19 protein-coding genes are annotated in these 19,747 nt (G+C 67.5%); 10 read left to right on the top strand and 9 right to left on the bottom strand.

The window, feature by feature from the left end; translation table 11 throughout:
• Positions 1-13: 13 nt before the first annotated feature.
• Positions 14-325 carry a pyrimidine/purine nucleoside phosphorylase gene (ppnP, locus tag AC3WLE_RS04485; protein WP_010815007.1) on the bottom strand — a complete coding sequence of 104 codons (312 nt, stop codon included), beginning with the start codon at positions 323-325 and terminating at the stop codon, positions 14-16.
• Between the two features lie 85 nt (positions 326-410).
• Positions 411-1,334 (bottom strand): ornithine carbamoyltransferase, encoded by a 924-nt coding sequence (argF, locus tag AC3WLE_RS04480; protein WP_035821233.1) that lies wholly within the window; start codon positions 1,332-1,334, stop codon positions 411-413.
• A gap of 437 nt (positions 1,335-1,771) precedes the next feature.
• Here argF and AC3WLE_RS04475 point away from each other — a divergent pair, with 437 nt between their 5' ends.
• On the top strand, positions 1,772-2,071 hold the full coding sequence (locus tag AC3WLE_RS04475) for a DUF3579 domain-containing protein (protein ID WP_010815009.1): 300 nt from the start codon (positions 1,772-1,774) through the stop codon (positions 2,069-2,071).
• Positions 2,072-2,184: 113 nt separating this feature from the next.
• On the opposite strand, the gene rpsT is transcribed toward AC3WLE_RS04475, so the two are convergent.
• Positions 2,185-2,451: a 30S ribosomal protein S20 gene (gene rpsT / locus AC3WLE_RS04470; protein WP_010815010.1), complete on the bottom strand. Its 267-nt coding sequence runs from the start codon at positions 2,449-2,451 to the stop codon at positions 2,185-2,187.
• Between the two features lie 327 nt (positions 2,452-2,778).
• On the opposite strand from rpsT, the gene murJ reads away from it, so the two are divergent.
• Entirely contained in the window at positions 2,779-4,329 is a 1,551-nt protein-coding gene (gene murJ, locus AC3WLE_RS04465) for a murein biosynthesis integral membrane protein MurJ (RefSeq protein WP_492340364.1), read from the top strand.
• 96 nt (positions 4,330-4,425) lie between these two features.
• Positions 4,426-5,274: a SirB1 family protein gene (locus AC3WLE_RS04460; protein WP_340524264.1), complete on the top strand. Its 849-nt coding sequence runs from the start codon at positions 4,426-4,428 to the stop codon at positions 5,272-5,274.
• Between the two features lie 54 nt (positions 5,275-5,328).
• Here the strand turns inward: AC3WLE_RS04460 and AC3WLE_RS04455 are convergent, their stop codons facing one another.
• Positions 5,329-5,982 carry a VTT domain-containing protein gene (locus AC3WLE_RS04455; RefSeq protein WP_035821236.1) on the bottom strand — a complete coding sequence of 218 codons (654 nt, stop codon included), beginning with the start codon at positions 5,980-5,982 and terminating at the stop codon, positions 5,329-5,331.
• 165 nt (positions 5,983-6,147) lie between these two features.
• Here AC3WLE_RS04455 and mutL point away from each other — a divergent pair, with 165 nt between their 5' ends.
• The 4 genes from mutL to AC3WLE_RS04435 all read left to right on the top strand — a co-directional run bounded on the left by mutL (position 6,148) and on the right by AC3WLE_RS04435 (position 10,554).
• Positions 6,148-8,130, top strand: coding sequence for a DNA mismatch repair endonuclease MutL (mutL, locus tag AC3WLE_RS04450; RefSeq protein WP_492351199.1), 1,983 nt, complete (start codon positions 6,148-6,150; stop codon positions 8,128-8,130).
• A gap of 34 nt (positions 8,131-8,164) precedes the next feature.
• On the top strand, positions 8,165-9,133 hold the full coding sequence (gene miaA, locus AC3WLE_RS04445) for a tRNA (adenosine(37)-N6)-dimethylallyltransferase MiaA (RefSeq protein ID WP_439668232.1): 969 nt from the start codon (positions 8,165-8,167) through the stop codon (positions 9,131-9,133).
• An 81-nt stretch (positions 9,134-9,214) separates the two neighbouring features.
• A complete protein-coding gene (locus AC3WLE_RS04440; RefSeq protein WP_492357322.1) occupies positions 9,215-9,715 on the top strand; it encodes a GNAT family N-acetyltransferase in 501 nt (166 codons plus the stop codon).
• Between the two features lie 101 nt (positions 9,716-9,816).
• A complete protein-coding gene (locus AC3WLE_RS04435; protein ID WP_492319641.1) occupies positions 9,817-10,554 on the top strand; it encodes a GntR family transcriptional regulator in 738 nt (245 codons plus the stop codon).
• A gap of 28 nt (positions 10,555-10,582) precedes the next feature.
• Here the strand turns inward: AC3WLE_RS04435 and AC3WLE_RS04430 are convergent, their stop codons facing one another.
• The 5 genes from AC3WLE_RS04430 to purM form a co-directional block, all read right to left on the bottom strand.
• Positions 10,583-11,326, bottom strand: a complete 744-nt coding sequence (locus tag AC3WLE_RS04430) for an aspartate/glutamate racemase family protein (protein WP_492319640.1) — start codon at positions 11,324-11,326, stop codon at positions 10,583-10,585.
• 4 nt (positions 11,327-11,330) lie between these two features.
• Positions 11,331-12,725, bottom strand: a complete 1,395-nt coding sequence (locus AC3WLE_RS04425) for an amidase (protein ID WP_492319639.1) — start codon at positions 12,723-12,725, stop codon at positions 11,331-11,333.
• 37 nt (positions 12,726-12,762) lie between these two features.
• A complete protein-coding gene (hydA, locus tag AC3WLE_RS04420; RefSeq protein WP_492319638.1) occupies positions 12,763-14,199 on the bottom strand; it encodes a dihydropyrimidinase in 1,437 nt (478 codons plus the stop codon).
• 48 nt (positions 14,200-14,247) lie between these two features.
• Complete coding sequence (locus tag AC3WLE_RS04415) at positions 14,248-15,576, bottom strand: MFS transporter (protein WP_492357323.1); 1,329 nt, start codon at positions 15,574-15,576, stop codon at positions 14,248-14,250.
• 335 nt (positions 15,577-15,911) lie between these two features.
• The gene (gene purM, locus AC3WLE_RS04410; protein ID WP_492319637.1) at positions 15,912-16,964 is read right to left on the bottom strand and encodes a phosphoribosylformylglycinamidine cyclo-ligase; all 1,053 of its coding nucleotides are present in this window, start codon (positions 16,962-16,964) and stop codon (positions 15,912-15,914) included.
• 193 nt (positions 16,965-17,157) lie between these two features.
• Here purM and AC3WLE_RS04405 point away from each other — a divergent pair, with 193 nt between their 5' ends.
• The 3 genes from AC3WLE_RS04405 to AC3WLE_RS04395 all read left to right on the top strand — a co-directional run bounded on the left by AC3WLE_RS04405 (position 17,158) and on the right by AC3WLE_RS04395 (position 19,747).
• A complete protein-coding gene (locus AC3WLE_RS04405) occupies positions 17,158-18,228 on the top strand; it encodes an AI-2E family transporter (protein ID WP_492319636.1) in 1,071 nt (356 codons plus the stop codon).
• A 44-nt stretch (positions 18,229-18,272) separates the two neighbouring features.
• Positions 18,273-18,980: a DnaA regulatory inactivator Hda gene (gene hda / locus AC3WLE_RS04400; protein WP_492319635.1), complete on the top strand. Its 708-nt coding sequence runs from the start codon at positions 18,273-18,275 to the stop codon at positions 18,978-18,980.
• Positions 18,981-19,072: 92 nt separating this feature from the next.
• Positions 19,073-19,747, top strand: coding sequence for a histidinol-phosphatase (locus tag AC3WLE_RS04395; RefSeq protein WP_058697802.1), 675 nt, complete (start codon positions 19,073-19,075; stop codon positions 19,745-19,747).

Here is a 19,747-nt window from a genome sequence, read left to right as displayed (position 1 = left end):
CCCGCCGCGCCTGTCACGCGAAGTGGCAGACGTAGTCCAGCGTTTCCTGCACCTCGATATCGAAGCTGCTGTTGCCCGGCACGCTGAACTGCTGGCCTGCGCCATAGGTCTGCCAGTCTTCCGAACCGGCCAGGCGCACGCGGCAGGTGCCGGCGTTGATTTCCATGATCTCGGGCGCGCCGGTGTTGAAGGTCAGCGCGGCCGGGAAGATCACGCCCAGCGTCTTGCGGGTGCCGTCCGGGAACAGCACGGTGTGGCTGACGCACTTGCCGTCAAAGTACAGGTTGGCTTTCTTGACGACCGACACGTTGTCGAACTGGCTCACTTCCATCTCCTTTGGTTTCTGTACGAAAGACGTAAAAAGAGGGGCCATCGCGGCCCCTCCCTGTTCGCCCCCGCGCCGCGCTGGTTCAGTAGCGGCCGCAGAGCAGGTATTCCATCAGCGCCTTCTGCACGTGCAGGCGGTTCTCGGCCTCTTCCCAGACCACGCTCTTGGGACCGTCGATCACGGCGGCCTCGACTTCCTCGCCGCGGTGCGCCGGCAGGCAGTGCATGAAGAGCGCGTCGGGCTCGGCGCGGTCCATCATCGGGGTGGTGACCATCCAGTCCTTGAAGGCGCGCTTGCGGGCGTCGTTCTCGGCCTCGAAGCCCATGCTGGTCCAGACATCGGTGGTGACCAGGCTGGCGCCCTGGCAGGCCGTGAGCGGATCGTCGAAGACCTTGACCAGGCCGGCGGCCGACGCCGGCACCATGGCCGGATCGAGCTGGTAGCCCGGCGGCGCCGAGAAATGGAAGGTGAAGCCCAGCCGCTCGGCGGCCTGGATCCAGGTGTAGGCCATGTTGTTGGCATCGCCGATCCACGCCACGGTCTTGCCGCGGATGCTGCCGCGCTGCTCGATGTAGGTGAAGACGTCGGCCAGCACCTGGCACGGGTGGTATTCGTTGGTCAGGCCGTTGATCACCGGCACGCGCGAATGCGCGGCAAAGCGCTCGATGATGTCCTGGCCGAAAGTGCGGATCATGATGATGTCGACCATGCGCGAGATCACCTGCGCCGCATCCTCGATCGGCTCGCCGCGGCCCAGTTGCGAGTCGCGCGTGTTCAGGAACACCGCGTGGCCGCCGAGCTGGTGGATGCCGGCTTCGAACGACAGGCGCGTACGCGTGGAATTCTTCTCGAAGATCATGGCCAGCGTGCGGTCGTGCAGCGGGTGCCAGGTCTCGTAGTTCTTGAACTTGGCCTTCAGGATCCGCGCGCGATCCAGCAGGTACTCATACTCGTCGGGAGTGAAGTCGCTGAACTGGAGGTAATGCTTGATCGGGGTTGAGCTCATAAAACAAAGAAGGCGGCTCGGTGGGGACGCGCCGTCACGAAGTGTTCATGACTCAAGCGCGCCGCGGAGCCGCCTTTCGCGTCGCATACGCAATTTAACTGCAAGAATCATAAGGGATTATTTCTGCTTTGGCGAGTCCGGGACAACCCGGCACGGACTTGCGCCCTGCACTTGCCCGGGCCCGCTGACAGGTTCCCGACAGGATTCGCCCTTATGCGCAACTCTTATATAAGATATAATACCCGCTGATTCACGCGGGGCCCGGCATACCCATGCCGCTGCCCGCCGCCGGCATCAAAAGTGCCCCCGCAAGACACCGACGCCCCGCCTTCCGGCTGGAACCAGCGCGAACCAAACGCGCCCCGGCCGCGTCAAACGGGCGCCCGTCCAGCGGGTTTACCGTCGAGTCGTCCGCCTCACCCGCAGTGTCCAGCCTCATGAACCCCAACGTTCGCGAATTCTTTATCCAAGGCATTACCAAGGAAGGCAAGACCTTCCGCCCGAGCGACTGGGCCGAACGGCTGTGCGGCGTGATGGCGCAGTTCCGCCCCGAGGGCGACAGCGGCGACCCGCGCCTGACCTACTCCCCTTACGTGCGGCCGATCTTCGCCGGCAATGTCAAATGCGTGGTGGTGGACGTGCGGCTGCGCGACATTGAACCCAAGGCGCTGGATTTCGTGCTCAATTTTGCGCGCGACAACAACCTGCAGCTGGTTGAAGCCTGTTCGCTGGAATAAGCCTGCCGGCCTGGCGCCGGAAAGCAAAAAAGCTCGTCGGATGACGAGCTTTTTTGTTGGCGGATGCCTGGGCACCCGCCTCTGCTGGACCGCCGGGGCGGCCCGGGCAGCGATCAGGCAGCCATCGACTTGATGGCGGCCGACAGGCGCGACTTGTGACGTGCAGCCTTGTTCTTGTGCACGATCTTCTTGTCGGCAATGCTGTCGATCACGGCTTGCGAGTTCTTGAAGATCTCGGCGGCAGCGGCCTTGTCGCCAGCGTCGATGGCCTTGCGGACGGCCTTGACGGCGGTGCGCAGACGCGAACGCAGGCTGGAGTTGTGAGCGTTCTGGGCAACGGCCTGGCGGGCGCGCTTGCGAGCTTGTGCGGAATTTGCCATGTAAAAATATCCTGAATTCAGATGCGTGCCGCGGGGGACACAACAATTAAGTCATATCGAGCGACCCGGGATGCACTGACACACGAATCCGGAACGCAACTGTCCTTGTGAATCGGCAATTATACACAGATGCCGGCGCACAAAGCAACACGGCGGACACTTTGCCAGCTCAGGCCGGGCGGGCGCCGGGCCGATCCGTATAATAAACGCCACATTGTGCCGGGGCACGTGGCGCGCCGGCAACTTTATCGCCCGGACCGCGTCTCAGTGGCGTCCCCGGCATGCGGTGCGCCCGCACCGATCCACCGTCCCGCACCGACCCGCACCTTGAACCTGCTCAAAGCGCTCGCCACCATCAGCAGCCTGACGATGCTCTCGCGCGTCACCGGCCTCGTGCGCGAGATCCTGATCGCCCGCGCCTTCGGCGCGTCGGAGATGACCGACGCGTTCAACGTGGCCTTCCGCATTCCCAACCTGCTGCGCCGCATTTTCGGCGAAGGCGCGTTCTCGCAGGCCTTCGTGCCGATCCTCGGCGAATACCACACCAAGCGCGGCAACGAGCCGACCAAGGCACTGATCGACGCCGTCGCCACGGTCATGACCTGGGTGCTGATGGGCGTGTCCCTGCTTGGCGTGATCGGGGCACCGCTGGTGATGACCGCGGTCGCCACCGGCTTCCGCGGGCAAAGCGAAACGTATACCGCGGCCGTGTTCATGACGCGGGTGATGTTCCCGTATATCGGCCTGATCTCGCTGGTGGCGCTGGCGTCCGGCATCCTCAATACCTGGCGCAAGTTCGCGGTGCCGGCCTTCACGCCGGTGCTGCTCAACCTGTGCCTGATCATCGCGGCCCTGTTCGTCGGCCCGCACATGGACCAGCCGATCTACGCGCAGGCGTGGGGCGTGCTGGTCGGCGGCGTGCTGCAGCTGGCGATCCAGGTGCCGGCGCTGCGGCGCCTGGGCGTGATGCCGCGGCTGAGCTTCAACCTGCGCGCGGCGTGGTCCGATCCCGGCGTGCGCCGCATCCTGCGGCAGATGGGGCCGGCGCTGCTGGCCGTGTCGGTGGCGCAGATCAGCCAGATCATCAATACCAATATCGCCTCGCGGCTGGCCGCGGGCAGCGTCTCTTACCTGACCTATGCCGACCGGCTGATGGAATTCCCGACCGCGCTGCTGGGCGTGGCGCTGGGGACGATCCTGCTGCCGAGCCTGTCCAAGGCCAACGCCTCGGGCGACCATGCCGAGTACTCGAGCCTGCTCGACTGGGGCCTGCGCCTGACCTTCCTGCTGGCGGTGCCCTGCGCGGTGGGGCTGTTCGTGTTCGGCGCGCCGCTGACCGCCGTGCTGTTCAACTATGGCAAGTTCGACGCCCACGCGGTCGAGATGACGCGCCAGGCGCTGGTCTCGTACGGCGTCGGCCTGATGGGGCTGATTTCGATCAAGATCCTGGCGCCCGGCTTCTATGCGCGCCAGGATATCCGCACGCCGGTGAAGATCGCACTGCTGGTGCTGGTGATCACGCAGGCCTGCAACTATGCGTTCGTGCCGTGGATCGGCCATGCCGGGCTGGCGCTGTCGATCAGCGCCGGCGCCACCATCAACGCGCTGCTGCTGTTCTTCGGCCTGCGCCGGCGCGGCCTGTACCGGCCGGCGCCGGGCTGGTGGCTGTTCCTGGCGCAGCTGTGCGCCTCGGTGCTGCTGCTGTCCGGCATGCTGCTCTGGTTCGCGCGCAACTTCGACTGGATCGGACTGGGCGCGACGCCGCTGCTGCGCATCGCGCTGCTGGCTTCGTGCCTGGTACTTGCAGCGGTGGTCTACTTCGGTACACTGTGGCTCATGGGACTGCGCTACTCTGCCTTCAGGCGCCGCGCCGGCTGATGGGCCAGCGAATCTGCCAACGCATGGGCCACCTAACGAGCCGGCAATGGTGACCCACGCTGCGCGCGGTGCCGGCGGCTGCACCGGGAAACCGACATGACATCCACCAAAGTCCTGGATTATTTCGCCAGCCTCGTGGCTGACGAAAACGGCATCCCGCTGACCGAAACCGCGCTGTCCATCGCGCAGGACGCCTACCCCGACCTGGACCTGCAGGCCGAGCTTGCGGCGCTGGACGTGCTGGCGCTGCGCCTGAAGCGCCGGATCGCCGAAGGCACCCCCGCGATCCAGCGGCTGCGCCTGCTGAACCATTTCTTTTATCGCGACCTGGGTTTCGGCCCGAACGCGAACGACTACTACGACCCCGACAACTCCTACCTGAACGTGGTGCTGCGCCAGCGGCGCGGCATCCCGATCTCGCTTGCGGTGCTGTTCATGGAGCTGGGCCAGCAGATCGGCCTGCCGCTCAAGGGCGTGTCGTTCCCCAACCATTTCCTGCTGCGCATGACGATTCCTGCCGGCGAGGTGATCCTGGACCCGCTCACCGGCGAGACCCTGTCGAAGGAACGGCTGCAGGAAATGCTGGATCCGTACCTGGAGCGCGAAGGCATCAGCGATGCCAGCCAGGTGCCGCTGGGCCTGTTCCTGCGCGCGGCCAGCCACCGCGAGATCGTCGCGCGCATGCTGCGCAACCTGAAGGCAATCTACCTGCAGGAGTCGCGCTGGCAGCGGCTACTGGCGGTGCAGAACCGGCTGGTGATCCTGCTGCCGGGTTCGATCGAGGAAGTGCGCGACCGGGGGCTGGCGTACGCCAACCTGGAGTGCTTCCGACCCGCGCTGGCCGACCTGGAAGCCTATGTGCTGGCCCGGCCCGATGCGGCCGATATCGGCCAGATCCGCGAGCGCATGCCGGCGCTGCGGATGATGAGCCGCAGCCTCAACTAAGAACCCGCTTCATAGTGAAAAAGGGGCGCGAAGGCTGCGCGGCCCCTCACTGGCTCAGCGCTCCACGCGCGTGGGCCGGCGGCGGTTGCCGCGCACCAGCTTCCACAGCCCGCCCAGCACCAGCGGCACCACGGCCGCGCCGATGCCGGCCAGCACGATCAGGTTCAGGTACTGGCGGATGAACGGCAGGTTGCCGAAGAAGTAGCCGGCAAAGACCAGGCCGACCACCCAGGCCACGGCGCCGACCACGTTGAACATCTGGAAGCGCGCAAAGGTCATCTGCGACACGCCCGCCACGAACGGGGCGAAGGTGCGCACGATCGGCACGAAGCGCGCCATCACCAGCGTCTTGCCGCCGTGCCGCTCATAGAAGTCATGGGTGCGGCGCAGCGCATCCTGGTCCAGGAAGCGCCACTGGTGGTCGAACACCTTGGGCCCGATCCAGCTGCCCACCAGGTAGTTGACGGTATTGCCGGAAATCGCCGCCACCAGCAGCAGGCCGATCAGTGCCCACTCGTTCATGGCGCCGGTTGCGCAGAAGGCGCCCGCGATAAACAGCAGCGAGTCGCCCGGCAGGAATGGAAGGACCACCAGACCGGTTTCGGCAAAGACGATCAGGAACAGGATGGCATAGACCCAGTGGCCGTACTGGTCGATGACCGTGCCGAGGTATTTGTCGACATGCACCAGCATGTCGATGAGCTGCAAAGCGAGATCCAAGTCGTTCCCCGTTGATGGTTTGGTTGACTGCGTTCTGTCCGATGCGGCCTGGGCCGCCTTGGCCTGAATCATACAAGAGCCGCCGCGCCAATCCGTCACCTGCGGCGCCTTTGCGCGTCCGACTCCGTGCGGGCGTCCACGTATAATCGCCGGATGCCTGCCTCCGCCTCCAGCACCGCCCTGCGCACCACCCAGCAGCCGCGCCCGATCCGGCCGCTGCCGGACCAGCTCATCAGCCAGATCGCCGCCGGCGAAGTGGTGGAACGACCGGCCTCGGTGGTCAAGGAGTTGCTGGAAAACGCGCTCGACGCCGGCGCCACGCAGCTCGGCATCCGGTTGGAAGAAGGCGGCGTGCGGCGCATCGTCATCACGGACAACGGCTGCGGCATCCCTGCGGCAGAGTTGCCGGTCGCGCTGATGCGCCACGCCACCAGCAAGATTGCGTCGCTCGACGAACTGGAATCGGTGCTGACGCTGGGCTTCCGCGGCGAGGCCCTGGCCTCGATCGCCTCGGTGTCCCAGCTGGCCCTGACCAGCCGCACCGCGGCCGATGCCCATGCCACCCAGGTCAGCGCCGATACCGGCACGGTGCAGCCTGCCTCGGGCGGGGTCGGCACCACCGTCGACGTGCAGCACCTCTACTTCAACACGCCAGCGCGCCGAAAGTTCCTCAAATCGGAGCAAACCGAGCTGGGGCACTGCCTGGAGATGGTGCGGCGCGTGGCGCTGGCGCGGCCCGACGTGACCATCTCGGTCCACCACAACGGCAAGCCGCTGGAGCACTGGAATGCCGGCGACGTCGCGACCCGCACCGCGCAGGTGCTGGGCAATGACTTTGCCCGCGCCCGCCTGCCACTGGACGAAGAGGCCGACACGCTGCACCTGTATGGCTTTGCCGGGCTGCCCACCGCCTCGCGCGGGCGGCCGGACCAGCAGTACTTCTTTGTCAACGGCCGCTTCGTGCGCGACAAGCTGCTCAACCACGCGGTGCGCAGCGCCTACCAGGACGTGCTGCACGGCGACCGCTTCCCGTCCTATGTGCTGTGCCTGGACCTGCCGCCGGAGATGGTCGACGTCAACGTGCACCCGTCGAAGATCGAAGTGCGCTTCCGTGAATCGCGCGCCGTGCACCAGTTCGTCTACCACGCGGTGCAGCGCTGCCTGGCGCGGCAGGCCGGCGGGAACGGCGACAGCCTGCATACCGACGCCGACGGCGAGATCACCCTGCCGCCTGGCGGCGCGACCCCGGCGGCCGGCGCACGGCCAGGCTATGGCGGCGGCAGTGGTGGCGGCGGCCAGTGGATCAATTATTCCGCGGCACGCCAGACCGAACTCGGCATCGCCCAGCCACGCCAGGCCTACCTGGGCATGGTGCGCGATGCCGCCGCACCGGCGGCGCGGCCCTATGGCGCCATGCCCGGCACCCCGGCGCAGCCGCCGGCCTGGCTGGCCGACGCCCAGGCGGCACGCGCCGACGACCCGCCCGGCCTGCTGGACCGGCTGCCGCCGGCGGCGCGCGCCGGCTTTGCCGATCCTGCCGACGCCCCCGACGACCACCCGCTCGGCTACGCCATCGCCCAGCTGCATGGCATCTATGTGCTGGCACAGAACGCGCGCGGGCTGGTGCTGGTGGACATGCATGCCGCGCACGAACGCATCCTGTACGAGCAGATCAAGGCCGGCCTGGACGCGCGCGACCTGGCGGTGCAGCCGCTGCTGATCCCGGTCACGCTGCCCGGCAGCCCGGTCGAGATCGGCGTGGCCGAAGAACACCAGGAGACGCTGACGCTGCTGGGCTTCGATATCGCCCCGGTGTCGCCCACCACTCTCGCGGTGCGCGCGGTGCCGGCGCTGCTGCAGCAGGCCGATGCCGAAGCGCTGGCGCGCGACGTGCTGCGCGACCTGCATGCCTATGGCGGCTCGCGCGTGCTGGCCGAGCGCCGCAACGAACTGCTGGCCACCCTCGCCTGCCACAGCGCGGTGCGCGCCAACCGCAAGCTCACGCTCGAGGAAATGAACGCGCTCTTGCGCCAGATGGAGCAGACCGAGCGCGCCGACCAGTGCAACCACGGCCGCCCGACCTGGGTGCAACTGACCGTGACCGAGCTGGACCGGCTGTTCCTGCGCGGGCAGTAAGCCGCTCGCCCGCACGACTCATCCAAGGTTTCCGATGTCCGCCGTACCCCACGATTCCGCCACGCATCCGCCCGTGGTCTGCCTGCTCGGCCCCACCGCCTCGGGCAAGACCGCGGCTGCGCTGGCACTGGCGGCCGACGCGCCGGTGGAGATCATCAGCCTGGATTCGGCGCTGGTGTACCGCGAGATGGATATTGGCACCGCCAAGCCCACGCGCGAAGAACTTGCAGCCGCGCCGCACCACCTGATCGACATCATCGACCCGGCCGACAGCTACTCCGCGGCGCAGTTCGTCACCGATGCCGAACGGCTGATCGCACAGATCCGCGCGCGCGGCCATGTGCCGCTGATCGTCGGCGGCACCATGCTCTACTACAAGGCCCTGACGCAGGGGCTCAATGACCTGCCCCAGGCCGATGCCGCGCTGCGCGCGGAGCTCGACCAGCTTGCCGCCGAGCGCGGCTGGCCGGCGCTGCATGCGATGCTGGCCGAGGTCGACCCGGTCACCGCGGCGCGGCTCGCGCCCAATGACGCGCAGCGCATCCAGCGCGCGCTGGAGATCCATCGCCTGTCCGGCCAGCCGATGTCGGCGCTGCTGGCGCGCCAGGCCGAGGGGCGCACCTTTGCCGGCGCGGCGGACCAGCGCTTCCGCGTGATTGCGCTGGAGCCATCGGACCGCCTGGCGCTGCACGCGCGCATCGCGCAGCGTTATGACGCGATGCTGGCCAACGGCTTTATCGAGGAAGTCGAGCGGCTGCGCCGGCGCGGCGACCTGCATCCGGGCTTGCCGTCGATCCGCTGCGTCGGCTACCGGCAGGTATGGGAGTACCTCGACGGCGACGCAGACTTTGCCACCATGCGCGAGCGCGGCATCGCCGCCACGCGCCAGCTGTGCAAGCGCCAGCTGACCTGGCTGCGCAGCACGCCCGAGCGGCTGGTGGTGGATTGCCTGGCGCCCGGGTATGTCGACCAGGTGCGCAAGCTGGCGGACTTCGGGCACTGACCCGATTGCATGCAAGCTGGCGCGGCAAGTGACGCACAGGCGATAATTCCGAATCCCTGTTTTCCGGAGAGCCGACCCAGCATGTCCAAGCCCGCCTTCACGCTCCGCCCCGCCACCGCCGCCGACAGCGAGACGCTGTTCAACCTGATCCTGGCGCTGGCCGAATACGAAAAGCTGACGCATATCGTCGAAGCCACGCCGCAGAAGATCCAGGATGCACTGTTCCGCGCCACGCCGCATGCCGAAGCGGTGCTGGTCGAAGTCGGCACCGATGGCGGCCGGCAAGCCGTCGGCTTTGCCCTCTTCTTCCACAATTTCTCGACCTTCCTGGCCAGGCCCGGCCTGTACCTGGAAGACCTCTATGTCGATCCGGCCTGGCGCGGCCACGGCCTGGGCAAGGCGCTGCTCAAGCACCTCGCGGCGCTGGCGGTCGAGCGCGGCTGTGGCCGCTTCGAATGGTCGGTGCTGGACTGGAACCAGCCGTCGATCGACTTCTACCAGGCCATGGGCGCCGACGTGCTTCCTGACTGGCGCATCTGCCGCGTGACCGGCGAGGCGCTGGACAAGCTCGGCGCGAAGTAAGAACGGCAACCGGCCCGACGCCGCTGTTATACACTTGATGGCGAGCCGCCATACAATAACGACATCGACTGTCTTTTTTCCGGCCGCCAACGCCAACCACCATGCCACGAACCAAAGCCGACCTGCCCGCCACCGACGGTATCAATGAGACCGACGCGGACAGTGCGCGCGGCGCGTCGGTCGAGGCCATCGCCGACCGCATCCTGACCGCGATCTGGGAGCACCGGCTGCCGCCGGGCACCAAGCTGGTCGAGGAAAAGCTGGGCGGCGTGTTCGGCGTGAGCCGCACCAAGGTGCGGCTGGCCTTTGCCAAGCTGGCGCATGAAGGCGTGCTGACGGTGCATCCCAACCGCGGCACCTTCGTCTCCAGCCCGAGCGTGGCCGAAGCGCGCCAGGTGCTGCATTCACGCCACCTGCTGGAACCCGCGCTGGTGCGCGACCTGGCCGGCGCCATCGGCGCGCCGGGTGTGCGCGCGCTGCGCGAAACCACGCGCCAGGAAGCACAGGCGCGCGACAGCAACGACCGCCGCGCCATCATCCGGCTGTCGGGCGAGTTCCACTGCAAGCTGGCGGAAATGACCGGCAACCAGTACCTGGGCAAGTACATGCGCGAGCTGTGCTCGCTGACCTGCCTGATCATCGCGCTCTATGACGCGCCGGGCGTGCCGTCGTGCCCGCACCATGAACACGACGACATCGTCGATGCACTGGAAGCCGGCGACGGCGAGCGCGCCGCGCGGCTGATGGCGGAGCACCTCGGCCATGTCGAAAGCACGCTGCGGCTGGAGCTGCCGGCTGAGGAAAAGGTCGATCTGGAAGCGGTGTTCGCCGCGGTCTGAGCCGCGGCGTCATCGGCGGCGAGGCGGCTTAGCGGTGCTCGATGCGCGCCGCCAGCGCCGCGGGCAAACCCAGCGTGGGCTTGGCATCCGGGCGGCGGAACGTGCCCGCTGTGGCCTTGCGCGGCTGCAGCGCGACCAGCGCCTCGGCCTGCTTGACGGCGGCGGCCATCTGGTCGACCACCGGCACCGGAATGCGGTCGCGCACGCGCGCGGCCAGGCCGGCCAGCGGCGCGCCGGCCAGGATCACCACATCGGCTTCATCCTCCGCCACGGCGCGGTTGGCCAGTTCCACCAGCACGGCTTCCTTCTCTTCCTGCACGTCCGACACCGAGGCAAAGCTGCCATCGAGCATGCGGATGCCGGCCAGCCGGCCGCGCAGGCCATGCATGTCCACGCACTCCTCATACCAGGGCCCCAGCGCCCGCGCAAAGGTCACGATGGCAAAGCGCCGGCCCAGCATGCAGGCCGACAGCATCGCCGCCTCGGCCATGCCCACCACCGGCAGGTCGAACAGTTCGCGCGCGCCCATCAGGCCGGGGTCGCCGAAGGCCGCGATGATGGCCGCGTCGAACTGGCCATGGTGCTCGGCCAGCATCTCGAGCGCGATGGCACCGCCGATCTGCGCCTCGGCGCGCGTGGCGATATAGGGCACGCCGCGGCTGGCGGTCAGCGGCACCAGCTCGGTGCCGGCGGCCGCGGCCTCGGTGGCAGCGGCCATCAGCCGCGCGGTGATGCCTGCGCTGGTGTTCGGATTCAGGACAAGGATTCGCATGACGTTATCCGGCAGGGTTGAGCAACGGCGCCAGCACGCTTTCGGCCAGCCTGGCCGCGGCCAGCACGTTGCGGTCGGCACCGCGCGGGCCGGCGATCTGCAGACCCGCCGGCAGCCCGTCGCGGCCATGGCCGCAGGGCACCGAAATGGCCGGCGCCAGCGCATGGTTGAAGAAGGGCGTGAACACCGCATGGGCGCGCGGCTCCACCGCCACGCCGCCGATCCGCTCCGGCCCGAGCCGGTCGTTGCGCCACGCCACGCACGGGGTGGTCGGGCACAGCAGCAGGTCATAGCCGGTAAAGAACCCGGCCATGGCCAGCGCGATCTGGTGGCTGGCTTCGCGCGCGCGGGCCACGTCGGCGCCGCTCCAGGCCAGCCCGCGCTCGATCTGGCGCGCCACGTCGGGATCGAACAGCTCCGGGTCGCGGCGCCAGGCCTCGCCGTAGAGATTGGCCAGGCCGACATGCTGCAGCGGCATCAGCGCGGCCTCGTCGGCGCCCTTCGGCCAGGCCGGGTCGGCACGCTCGATGGTCAGGCCCGCGGCCTGCAGCCGGGCCACGGCCTGCTCGAAGGCCTGCGCGACATCGTCGTCGACCGGGGTGTCCAGGCCCAGGCGCGGGCTGACCGCGATCTTCAGCGTATGCAGCGGGCGCGCGGCGCCAAGCGAGAAGCCCAGCGTATCGGGATCGCGCGGATCGGCGCCGGCCAGCGCCTCGAACATCAGCTCGGCGTCAGCCACCGTGCGCGTGATCGGCGCAATCACCTGGATGCCATTGAAGGCATGGGGAAAGCCGACCGAATCGGGAATCGCGCCGTAGGAAGGCTTGAAGCCGACCACGCCGGCATGCGCTGGCGGGCGCCGGCTGGAACCGCCGCCGTCGGTGCCCAGCGCCAGCGGCGCCATGCCGGCCGCCACCGCCACCGCGCAGCCGCCAGACGAGCCGCCCGCGGTCAGCGTGGCATCGAGCGGATGGCGCGTCAGCCCGTAGACCTTGTTGGTGGTCAGGCCCTTGCAGGCGAACTCCGAGGTATTGCCCATGCCGAGCACGATCGCGCCGGCCTGGTGCAGGCGCTCGACCGCAATCGCGTCGGCGGGCGCAATGAAGTCGCGGTACAGCTGCGAGCCCTGCGTGACGCGACGGCCCTGGCTCCAGATCACGTCCTTGACGATCACCGGCACGCCCGCCAGCAACGGGCGCTCGCCCTGCGCCAGGCGCGCGCGCAGCTGCGCCAGGTCGGCATCGACCAGTTCCTGGCGCTGCTCGAACACGGCGTTGAGCTGGTCATTGCGCGCCGCGATGCGGGCCTGGAAGGCGGCGACCACCTCGGCGGGATCGAGGCGGCCGGCGGCGACGCGGGCCGCGATAGTGGTGGCGTCCAGGCGGTTGGTCAGTTCCATGTCAGTCGTTTCAGTCAAAGCATCGGCAAGGCTGCCGTCACAGGCTGCCACCCGAGGTGCGATAGCGCGGCCTGGCCATCTCCGGCAGGCCGCACGGCAGGAACCGGCCGTGGCCGGCCTCGGCCAGCACCTCGCCCTCATGCGCCACGACCTTGCCGCGCACCAGCGTGGTCACCGGCCAGCCGGTCACGCGCAGGCCTTCATACGGGGTGTAGTCGACAGCATGATGCAGGTCGGCGTTGCGGATCGTCACCTCACGCTGCGGATCCCAGATCGCCAGGTCGGCATCGGCGCCGATGGCGATGGTGCCCTTGCGCGGATGCAGGCCGTAGAGCTTGGCGGGGTTGGTCGAGGTCAGCGCGACGAACTGGTTGACCGAGATGCGGCCGCCCACCACGCCAGCCGAGAACAGCAGCGGCAGCCGCGTTTCCAGGCCGGGAATGCCGTTGGGGATGTACTGGAACGGGACTTCCTTGCCGCCAGGCTTCTTGCCCTGCGCGTCTTCGTAGCGGAACGGTGCATGGTCGGACGAGAAGATGGTGAAGAGGCCGTCGGCCAGGCCGTCCCAGATCACTTCCTGGTTGCTGCGATCGCGCGGCGGCGGGCTGCACACGCACTTGGCGCCGTGGTAGCCGGGCTGATCGAGGTCGTCGGCGGTCAGGAACAGGTATTGCGGGCAGGTCTCGGCAAAGATCTTCATGCCGCGGTTGCGCGCCCAGCGGATCTGCTCGACCGCTTCCTTGCCCGATACATGGACGATCAGGATCGGCACGTCGACCAGTTCGGAGAAGGTGATGGCGCGGTGCGTGGCCTCGCGCTCGATCGCCATCGGCCGGGCCAGCGCGTGAAACTTCGGCGCGGTGTTGCCCGCCGCTCCCAGCTTCTCGGTCAGCCAGGCGATGCAGTCCGAATTCTCGGCGTGCACCATCACCAGCGCGCCCTCCTGGCGCGCCACCGACAGCACCTCAAGGATCTCGCGGTCGTTCAGCTTGAGGTCGTCGTAGGTCATGTAGACCTTGAACGACGAATAGCCCTCGCGGATCAGCCCCGGCAGTTCGTCCTGCAGCACCGCCTCGGTAGGATCGGCCACGATCAGGTGGAAGGCGTAGTCGACCACAGCCTTGCCGTCGGCGCGCTGGTGGTAGTCGTTCACCGCCGCGCGCAGCGAATGGCCCTTCTCCTGCGCGGCGAACGGGATCACGGTAGTGGTTCCGCCGCAGGCCGCCGACACCGAGCCGGTGCGGAAGTCGTCAGCCATCCTGAGGCCGTCCGGCATCGGCTGGTCCAGGTGGCAGTGCGCATCGACGCCGCCCGGCAAGACCAGCTTGCCGCTGGCGTCGATGGTCTGCGCGGCCTCGCCCAGGTCGTGGCCGAGTTGCACGATGCGGCCGCCGGCGATGCCGATATCGCACTGCATGGTGTCGCTGGCGGTCACCACGGTGCCGTTGCGGATGATCAGGTCGAACTGTTTCACGATACTGCTCACGAGAAGATTGTTGCTGCCGCTCGCCTTGGTCCGCATTCAGCGGTCCGCGTCGGACAGGTGCATGCGATTGGTTTCCCGCGCGGCCGCCGCGGCGATTGCGATCAGCGCGCACACCGCCGCCAGGTACAGCGCAACGGGCGCGGTGCTGCCGAAGCGGTCGAGCAGGCCCACCGCGATCAGCGGGGCCAGCGCGCCGCCGAACACACCAGCGAACTGGAAGCCGAGCGAAGCACCGGTCACGCGCACCCGGGTGGCGAACAGCTCCGGCAGGAACGACGCCAGCGGCGAGAACATGAACGACACCAGCACCATGCCGACGAACGAGGCCAGCATGATCAAAGCCGGGCTGCCGGTCTTGACCAGCGTGAAGAAGACAAAGGCCCACACCGCACCGCCGATGCCGCCGATCATCAGCACCGGGCGGCGCCCGATGCGGTCGGCCAGGTAACCGGCCACCGGGATGAACAGGATCTGCGCCACCGCACCCAGCAGCACGGCATTGAGCGCGATGCTCTTGGGCAGGCCCAGCTTGGTCGGCACGAAGTACAGCAGGAACAGGGTGAACACATAGAAGGCGATGTCGCCGCCCAGCCGCGCGCCGAAGGCGATCAGCAGCTGCTTCTTGTAGTTGCGCAGCACTTCCATGATCGGCGCGCGCGCTTCGGCGTGGGATTCCTCCAGCTTCTCGAACATGCTGGATTCACGCACGTTGGAGCGGATGTAGAGCCCGACGCCCACCAGCAGCGCCGACAGCAGGAACGGTACGCGCCAGCCCCAGCTCAGGAAGGCTTCTTCCGAGACCTGCCAGGTCACCAGCGCGAATACGCCGTTGGCGAGCAGCAGGCCGATCGGCGCGGCGAGCTGCACCAGGCTGCCGAGGATGCCGCGCCGTTTCCCTTCAGGGTCGAGCTCGTTGACCATGATCGCCGCCCCGCCCCATTCGCCGCCCAGCGCCAGGCCCTGCACCACGCGCAGCAGCACCAGCAGCACCGGTGCCAGCGCGCCCGCGGCGGCATAGGTCGGCAGCAGGCCGATACCGAAGGTGGCCAGGCCCATCATCAGCAGCGTAATGATCAGGATGGACTTGCGGCCCATCTTGTCGCCGAAATGGCCGAAGATCGCCGCGCCCAGCGGCCGCGCCACGAAGGCCACGCCGTAGCTGGCAAAGGACAGCAGCGTCGCGGTCAGCGGGTCGCTCTGCGGGAAGAACAGCTTGGGGAAGACCAGCGCGGCGGCCGATCCGTAGATGAAGTGGTCGTAGAACTCGAGCGTGGTGCCGGCGAGGCTGGCCCCGGCGACGCGCGCGACGGACTGCTTCTGGGCCGACGCGCCTTTTGCCGCTGCGTCGATGCTGACTGCTTGCATGGTGGATCCTCCAATGGTCCTGGCCTGCGCCCTGCGCCGCCGGTGGTTGCCGGCATCGCGCGGAGGCGTTGTCTCCGGACGCGGCATACGTGTGCCGCGTCTTTGCTCAGTACATTAGGCGATAAACCGCCATACAATCAAGCAAAATATTGTTTGTCAGACTTGGTGCAGATGCATGCTGGATTTTGGTGCGATGCACGAAAACGGGACTCGGGCAGCGCAGGGCACAAAGCGGGTGTGAGGCTTTGGGTAAACCCTGATGAGCCGTACGCTGGACGAAAAAAAAGCGCATGCCCTAAGGCATGCGCCGTTCTTGCCGGAAGGCTTCGGTGTCGTCAGACCACGATGGTCTGCGCCTCGCCCTCGGCGCGTTCGCGGATCTCACCGATCTGCCACACGGCCTCGCCGGCCGCTTGCAGGTGGCGAATAGCGCGCTCAGCATCTTCCTTGGCCACGATCACGACCATGCCGATGCCGCAGTTGAACACGCGGTGCATTTCGTCGTCGGCCACGCGGCCCTGCGCTTGCAGCCACTGGAACAGCGGCGGCAGCGTCCAGGCATCGCGCTTGAGCACGGCGGTGACGTCCTGCGCCAGCACGCGCGGCACATTCTCGGTCAGGCCGCCGCCGGTGATATGGGCCATGCCCTTGACCGGCAGGGTTTCGATCAGCGACAGCAGCGGCTTCACGTAGATGCGCGTCGGCGCCATGATCGCGTCCTGCAGGCGCTGGCCGTGGAAGTCGGCGTTCAGGTCCGGCTTGGCCACTTCGATGATCTTGCGCACCAGCGAGTAACCGTTGGAGTGCGCGCCCGACGAAGCCAGGCCCAGCACCACGTCGCCCGGGGTGATGGTGCTGCCGTCGATGATCTTCTTCTTTTCGACCGCACCGACGGCAAAGCCGGCCAGGTCGTATTCGCCGTCCGGGTACATGCTGGGCATTTCGGCGGTTTCGCCGCCGATCAGGGCGCAGCCGGCCAGTTCGCAACCGCGGGCGATGCCCTGGATCACGGTGGCGGCGGTGTCCACGTCCAGCTTGCCGCAGGCGAAGTAGTCGAGGAAGAACAGCGGCTCGGCACCCTGCACCAGGATGTCGTTGACGCTCATGGCGACCAGGTCCTGGCCGACGGTGTCATGGCGGTTGAGCTGGAACGCAAGCTTGAGCTTGGTGCCGACGCCGTCGGTGCCCGACACCAGCACCGGCTCCTGGAACTTCTTCGACAGTTCGAACAGCGCACCGAACCCGCCGATGCCCGCCATCACGCCTTCGCGCATGGTGCGCTTGGCAAACGGCTTGATGCGGTCGACCAGTGCGTCGCCGGCATCGATATCAACACCGGCGTCGCGGTAGGAAAGGCCTGCCTGGCCGGCGGTCGGGGATGCGCTCATGGGAACCTGCTTGTCCTGGAGGAAATAAAGTGAGGAATCCGGCGCTCGGGCCACTGCGGCTTCCGTTGCTTGGCATCGGAAGGCGGGCGCGAGTCCAGTAGAATTGCAATTTTAACGGATAGAGGCCCCCCGCTTCCAGTTTCCGGCGAGATTCCGCCGCAAACGGCGCAGTCGCCCGTCCCCCCAACTATTGATGAATGCCCCGCTGTTGAACCAAGAGGCCAAGCGTATCCTGCTCTGGGTCGTCGTGGCCGTCGCGCTGTTCGCCGCCATCATCGCGCTGGCGCCGGTGCTGACGCCGTTCCTGTTCGCGTTCATCTTCGCCTATATCCTCAACCCGGGCGTGGACTGGCTGCAGCGCCGCCGGGTGCCGCGCGCGGTCGGCGTGACGCTGATGATCCTGCTGCTGACGGTGATCTGCGTGATGCTGGTACTGCTGGCGATCGCGGTGCTGCAACGCGAGATCCCGCAGATCCGCGAACAGTTGCCGATCCTGCTGAAGAAGCTCAACTCCGTGGTCTCGCCCCGGCTGGCGGAGTTCGGCGTGCGCATCCGCTTTGACTTCCCGGGCCTGCGCAACATGCTGTCGGACCGCTTCTCCGCCAGCCCGGAAGACCTGCTGGTGGTGTTGCTGAACTACGTCAAGATGTCGGGCTCGGCGCTGATCACGGTGGCCGGCATCGTCTTTATCGTGCCCATCGTCATGTTCTACCTGATGATGGACTGGCACATGGTGATGCGCCGCATCGAGGGCGTGGTGCCGCGCCGCTGGGTGCCCAAGGTGCGCGAACTGACCAACGAGACCGACGCGCTGCTGTCGCAATACCTGCGCGGCCAGATCCTGGTGATGGTGATCCTGGCGGCGATCTACTCGATCGGCCTGACCATCGCCGGCTTCGATATCGGCGTGCCGGTCGGGGTCTTCACGGGACTGGCGGTGTTTATCCCGTATATTGGCTTTGGTGTCGGGCTGGTCATGGCGATCCTGGCCGCGCTGCTGCAGTTCGGCAACTGGTACGGGCTGGCCGCGGTGGCGGTGGTCTACGGCTTCGGCCAGTTTATCGAGAGCTTCTACCTGACGCCGCGCCTGGTGGGCGAGCGCATCGGCCTGCACCCGCTGGTGGTGATCTTCGCGCTGCTCGCCTTCGGCCAGCTGTTCGGCTTCTTCGGCGTGCTGCTGGCGCTGCCGACCTGTGCCGTGCTGCTGGTCGGCGCGCGGCAGCTGCGGCGGGTTTACCTGGCCAGCGACCTGTACCGAAAATAACGGCTGCCCCACTGCTGCCCACACCCGCAAGTTAGCCATACGTCATGTCCCCGCGTCCCAAGCAACTGTCGCTCGAGCTGGGCAGCCCGCCGCCTTCGACCTTCGAGAATTTCGTGGTGGCATCCAACCGCGAGGCGGTGCAGCGCCTGCGCGAACTGCCCGCCGCGCTCGCCCAGGAGCACGCCAGCGACCGGCTGGTCTACCTGTGGGGCGAGGTCGGCTGCGGCCGTACCCACCTGCTGCACGCGCTATGCGAGGCCGGGCCGCAGCACGGCATCCGCAGCCGCTACCTGAGCCCGCACCACCCGCTGTCGGACTTCCTGTTCGACCCGTGGTGCCACCTCTACACCGTCGATGACGTCGAGCTGCTGGATGAAGCGCGCCAGATCGCGGTGTTTTCGCTCTACAACGAGGTGCGCGCCCACGTGCGCACCGCGCTGGTGGTGGCCGGCGGCCTGGCCCCGCGCGCGATGCCGGTGCGCGAAGACCTGCGCACGCGCCTGGGCTGGGGCCTGGTGTACCAGGTCGCGCCGCTGTCGGACGACGACAAGAAGGCCGCTGTGCTGCATGCGGCACGCGAGCGCGGCCTGCAGCTGTCGCCGGAGATCACGCACTGGCTTGTGACGCGGCATTACCGCGACATGCCCAGCCTGATGGCGCTGCTGGACGCGCTCGACACCTACTCGCTGGAACGCAAGCGCCCTGTGACGCTGCCGCTGCTGCGTGAAATGTTTGCTGAATTCCGGGATTAGCGCCGGATCGGCGCCCATACCGCACCCAATGCGGCCCCGGCGCCTGCCTGCCTGCCCGCCCGACCTCTCGCCTTAAGGTAAAATCGCCGCCCATGAATCTGGCACTCTTTGACCTCGACCACACCCTGATCCCGACCGACAGCGACCATGAATGGGGCCGCTTCCTGGTCCGCCTGGGCGTCGTCGACGAGGAAACCTACCGGCAGAAGAACGACGAGTTCTACGGCCACTACAAGGCCGGCACCCTCGATATCCAGGCCTTCCTGCGCTTTGCGCTGGCGCCGCTGGCGGCCAACCCGCGCGACCGGCTCGATGCCATGCGGGTGCGCTTCATGCACGAGGTGATCGACCCGGTGATCACGCCGCAGGCGCGCGCGCTGGTCTACAAGCACCTGGAAGCCGGCGACCTGTGCGCCGTGGTGACCGCCACCAACAGCTTTGTCACCGCGCCGATCGCCGCGGCCTTCGGCATCAAGCACCTGATCGCCACCGAGCCCGCCACCATCGACGGCAAGCCGGAAAGCCAGTTCACCGGCGAGGTCCACGGCGTGCCCAGCTTCCGCGAAGGCAAGATCACCCGCGTCGAATCCTGGCTCAGGAGCCAGGGCGCGCAGTGGGACCACTTCGAAACGACCACCTTCTACAGCGACTCGGCCAACGACCTGCCCTTGCTGGAAAAAGTCTCCGAGCCGATCGCCACCAACCCGGACGATCGCCTGCGCCACCACGCCGCCGCGGCAGGCTGGCGCATCATGGATCTGTTCTGA

The sequence above is a fragment of the Cupriavidus sp. FW306-1B-F12B genome, assembly GCF_058781795.1.
The sequence above is the reverse complement of the archived record's forward strand: the minus strand, read 5'-3'. Positions and strand labels throughout refer to the sequence as shown.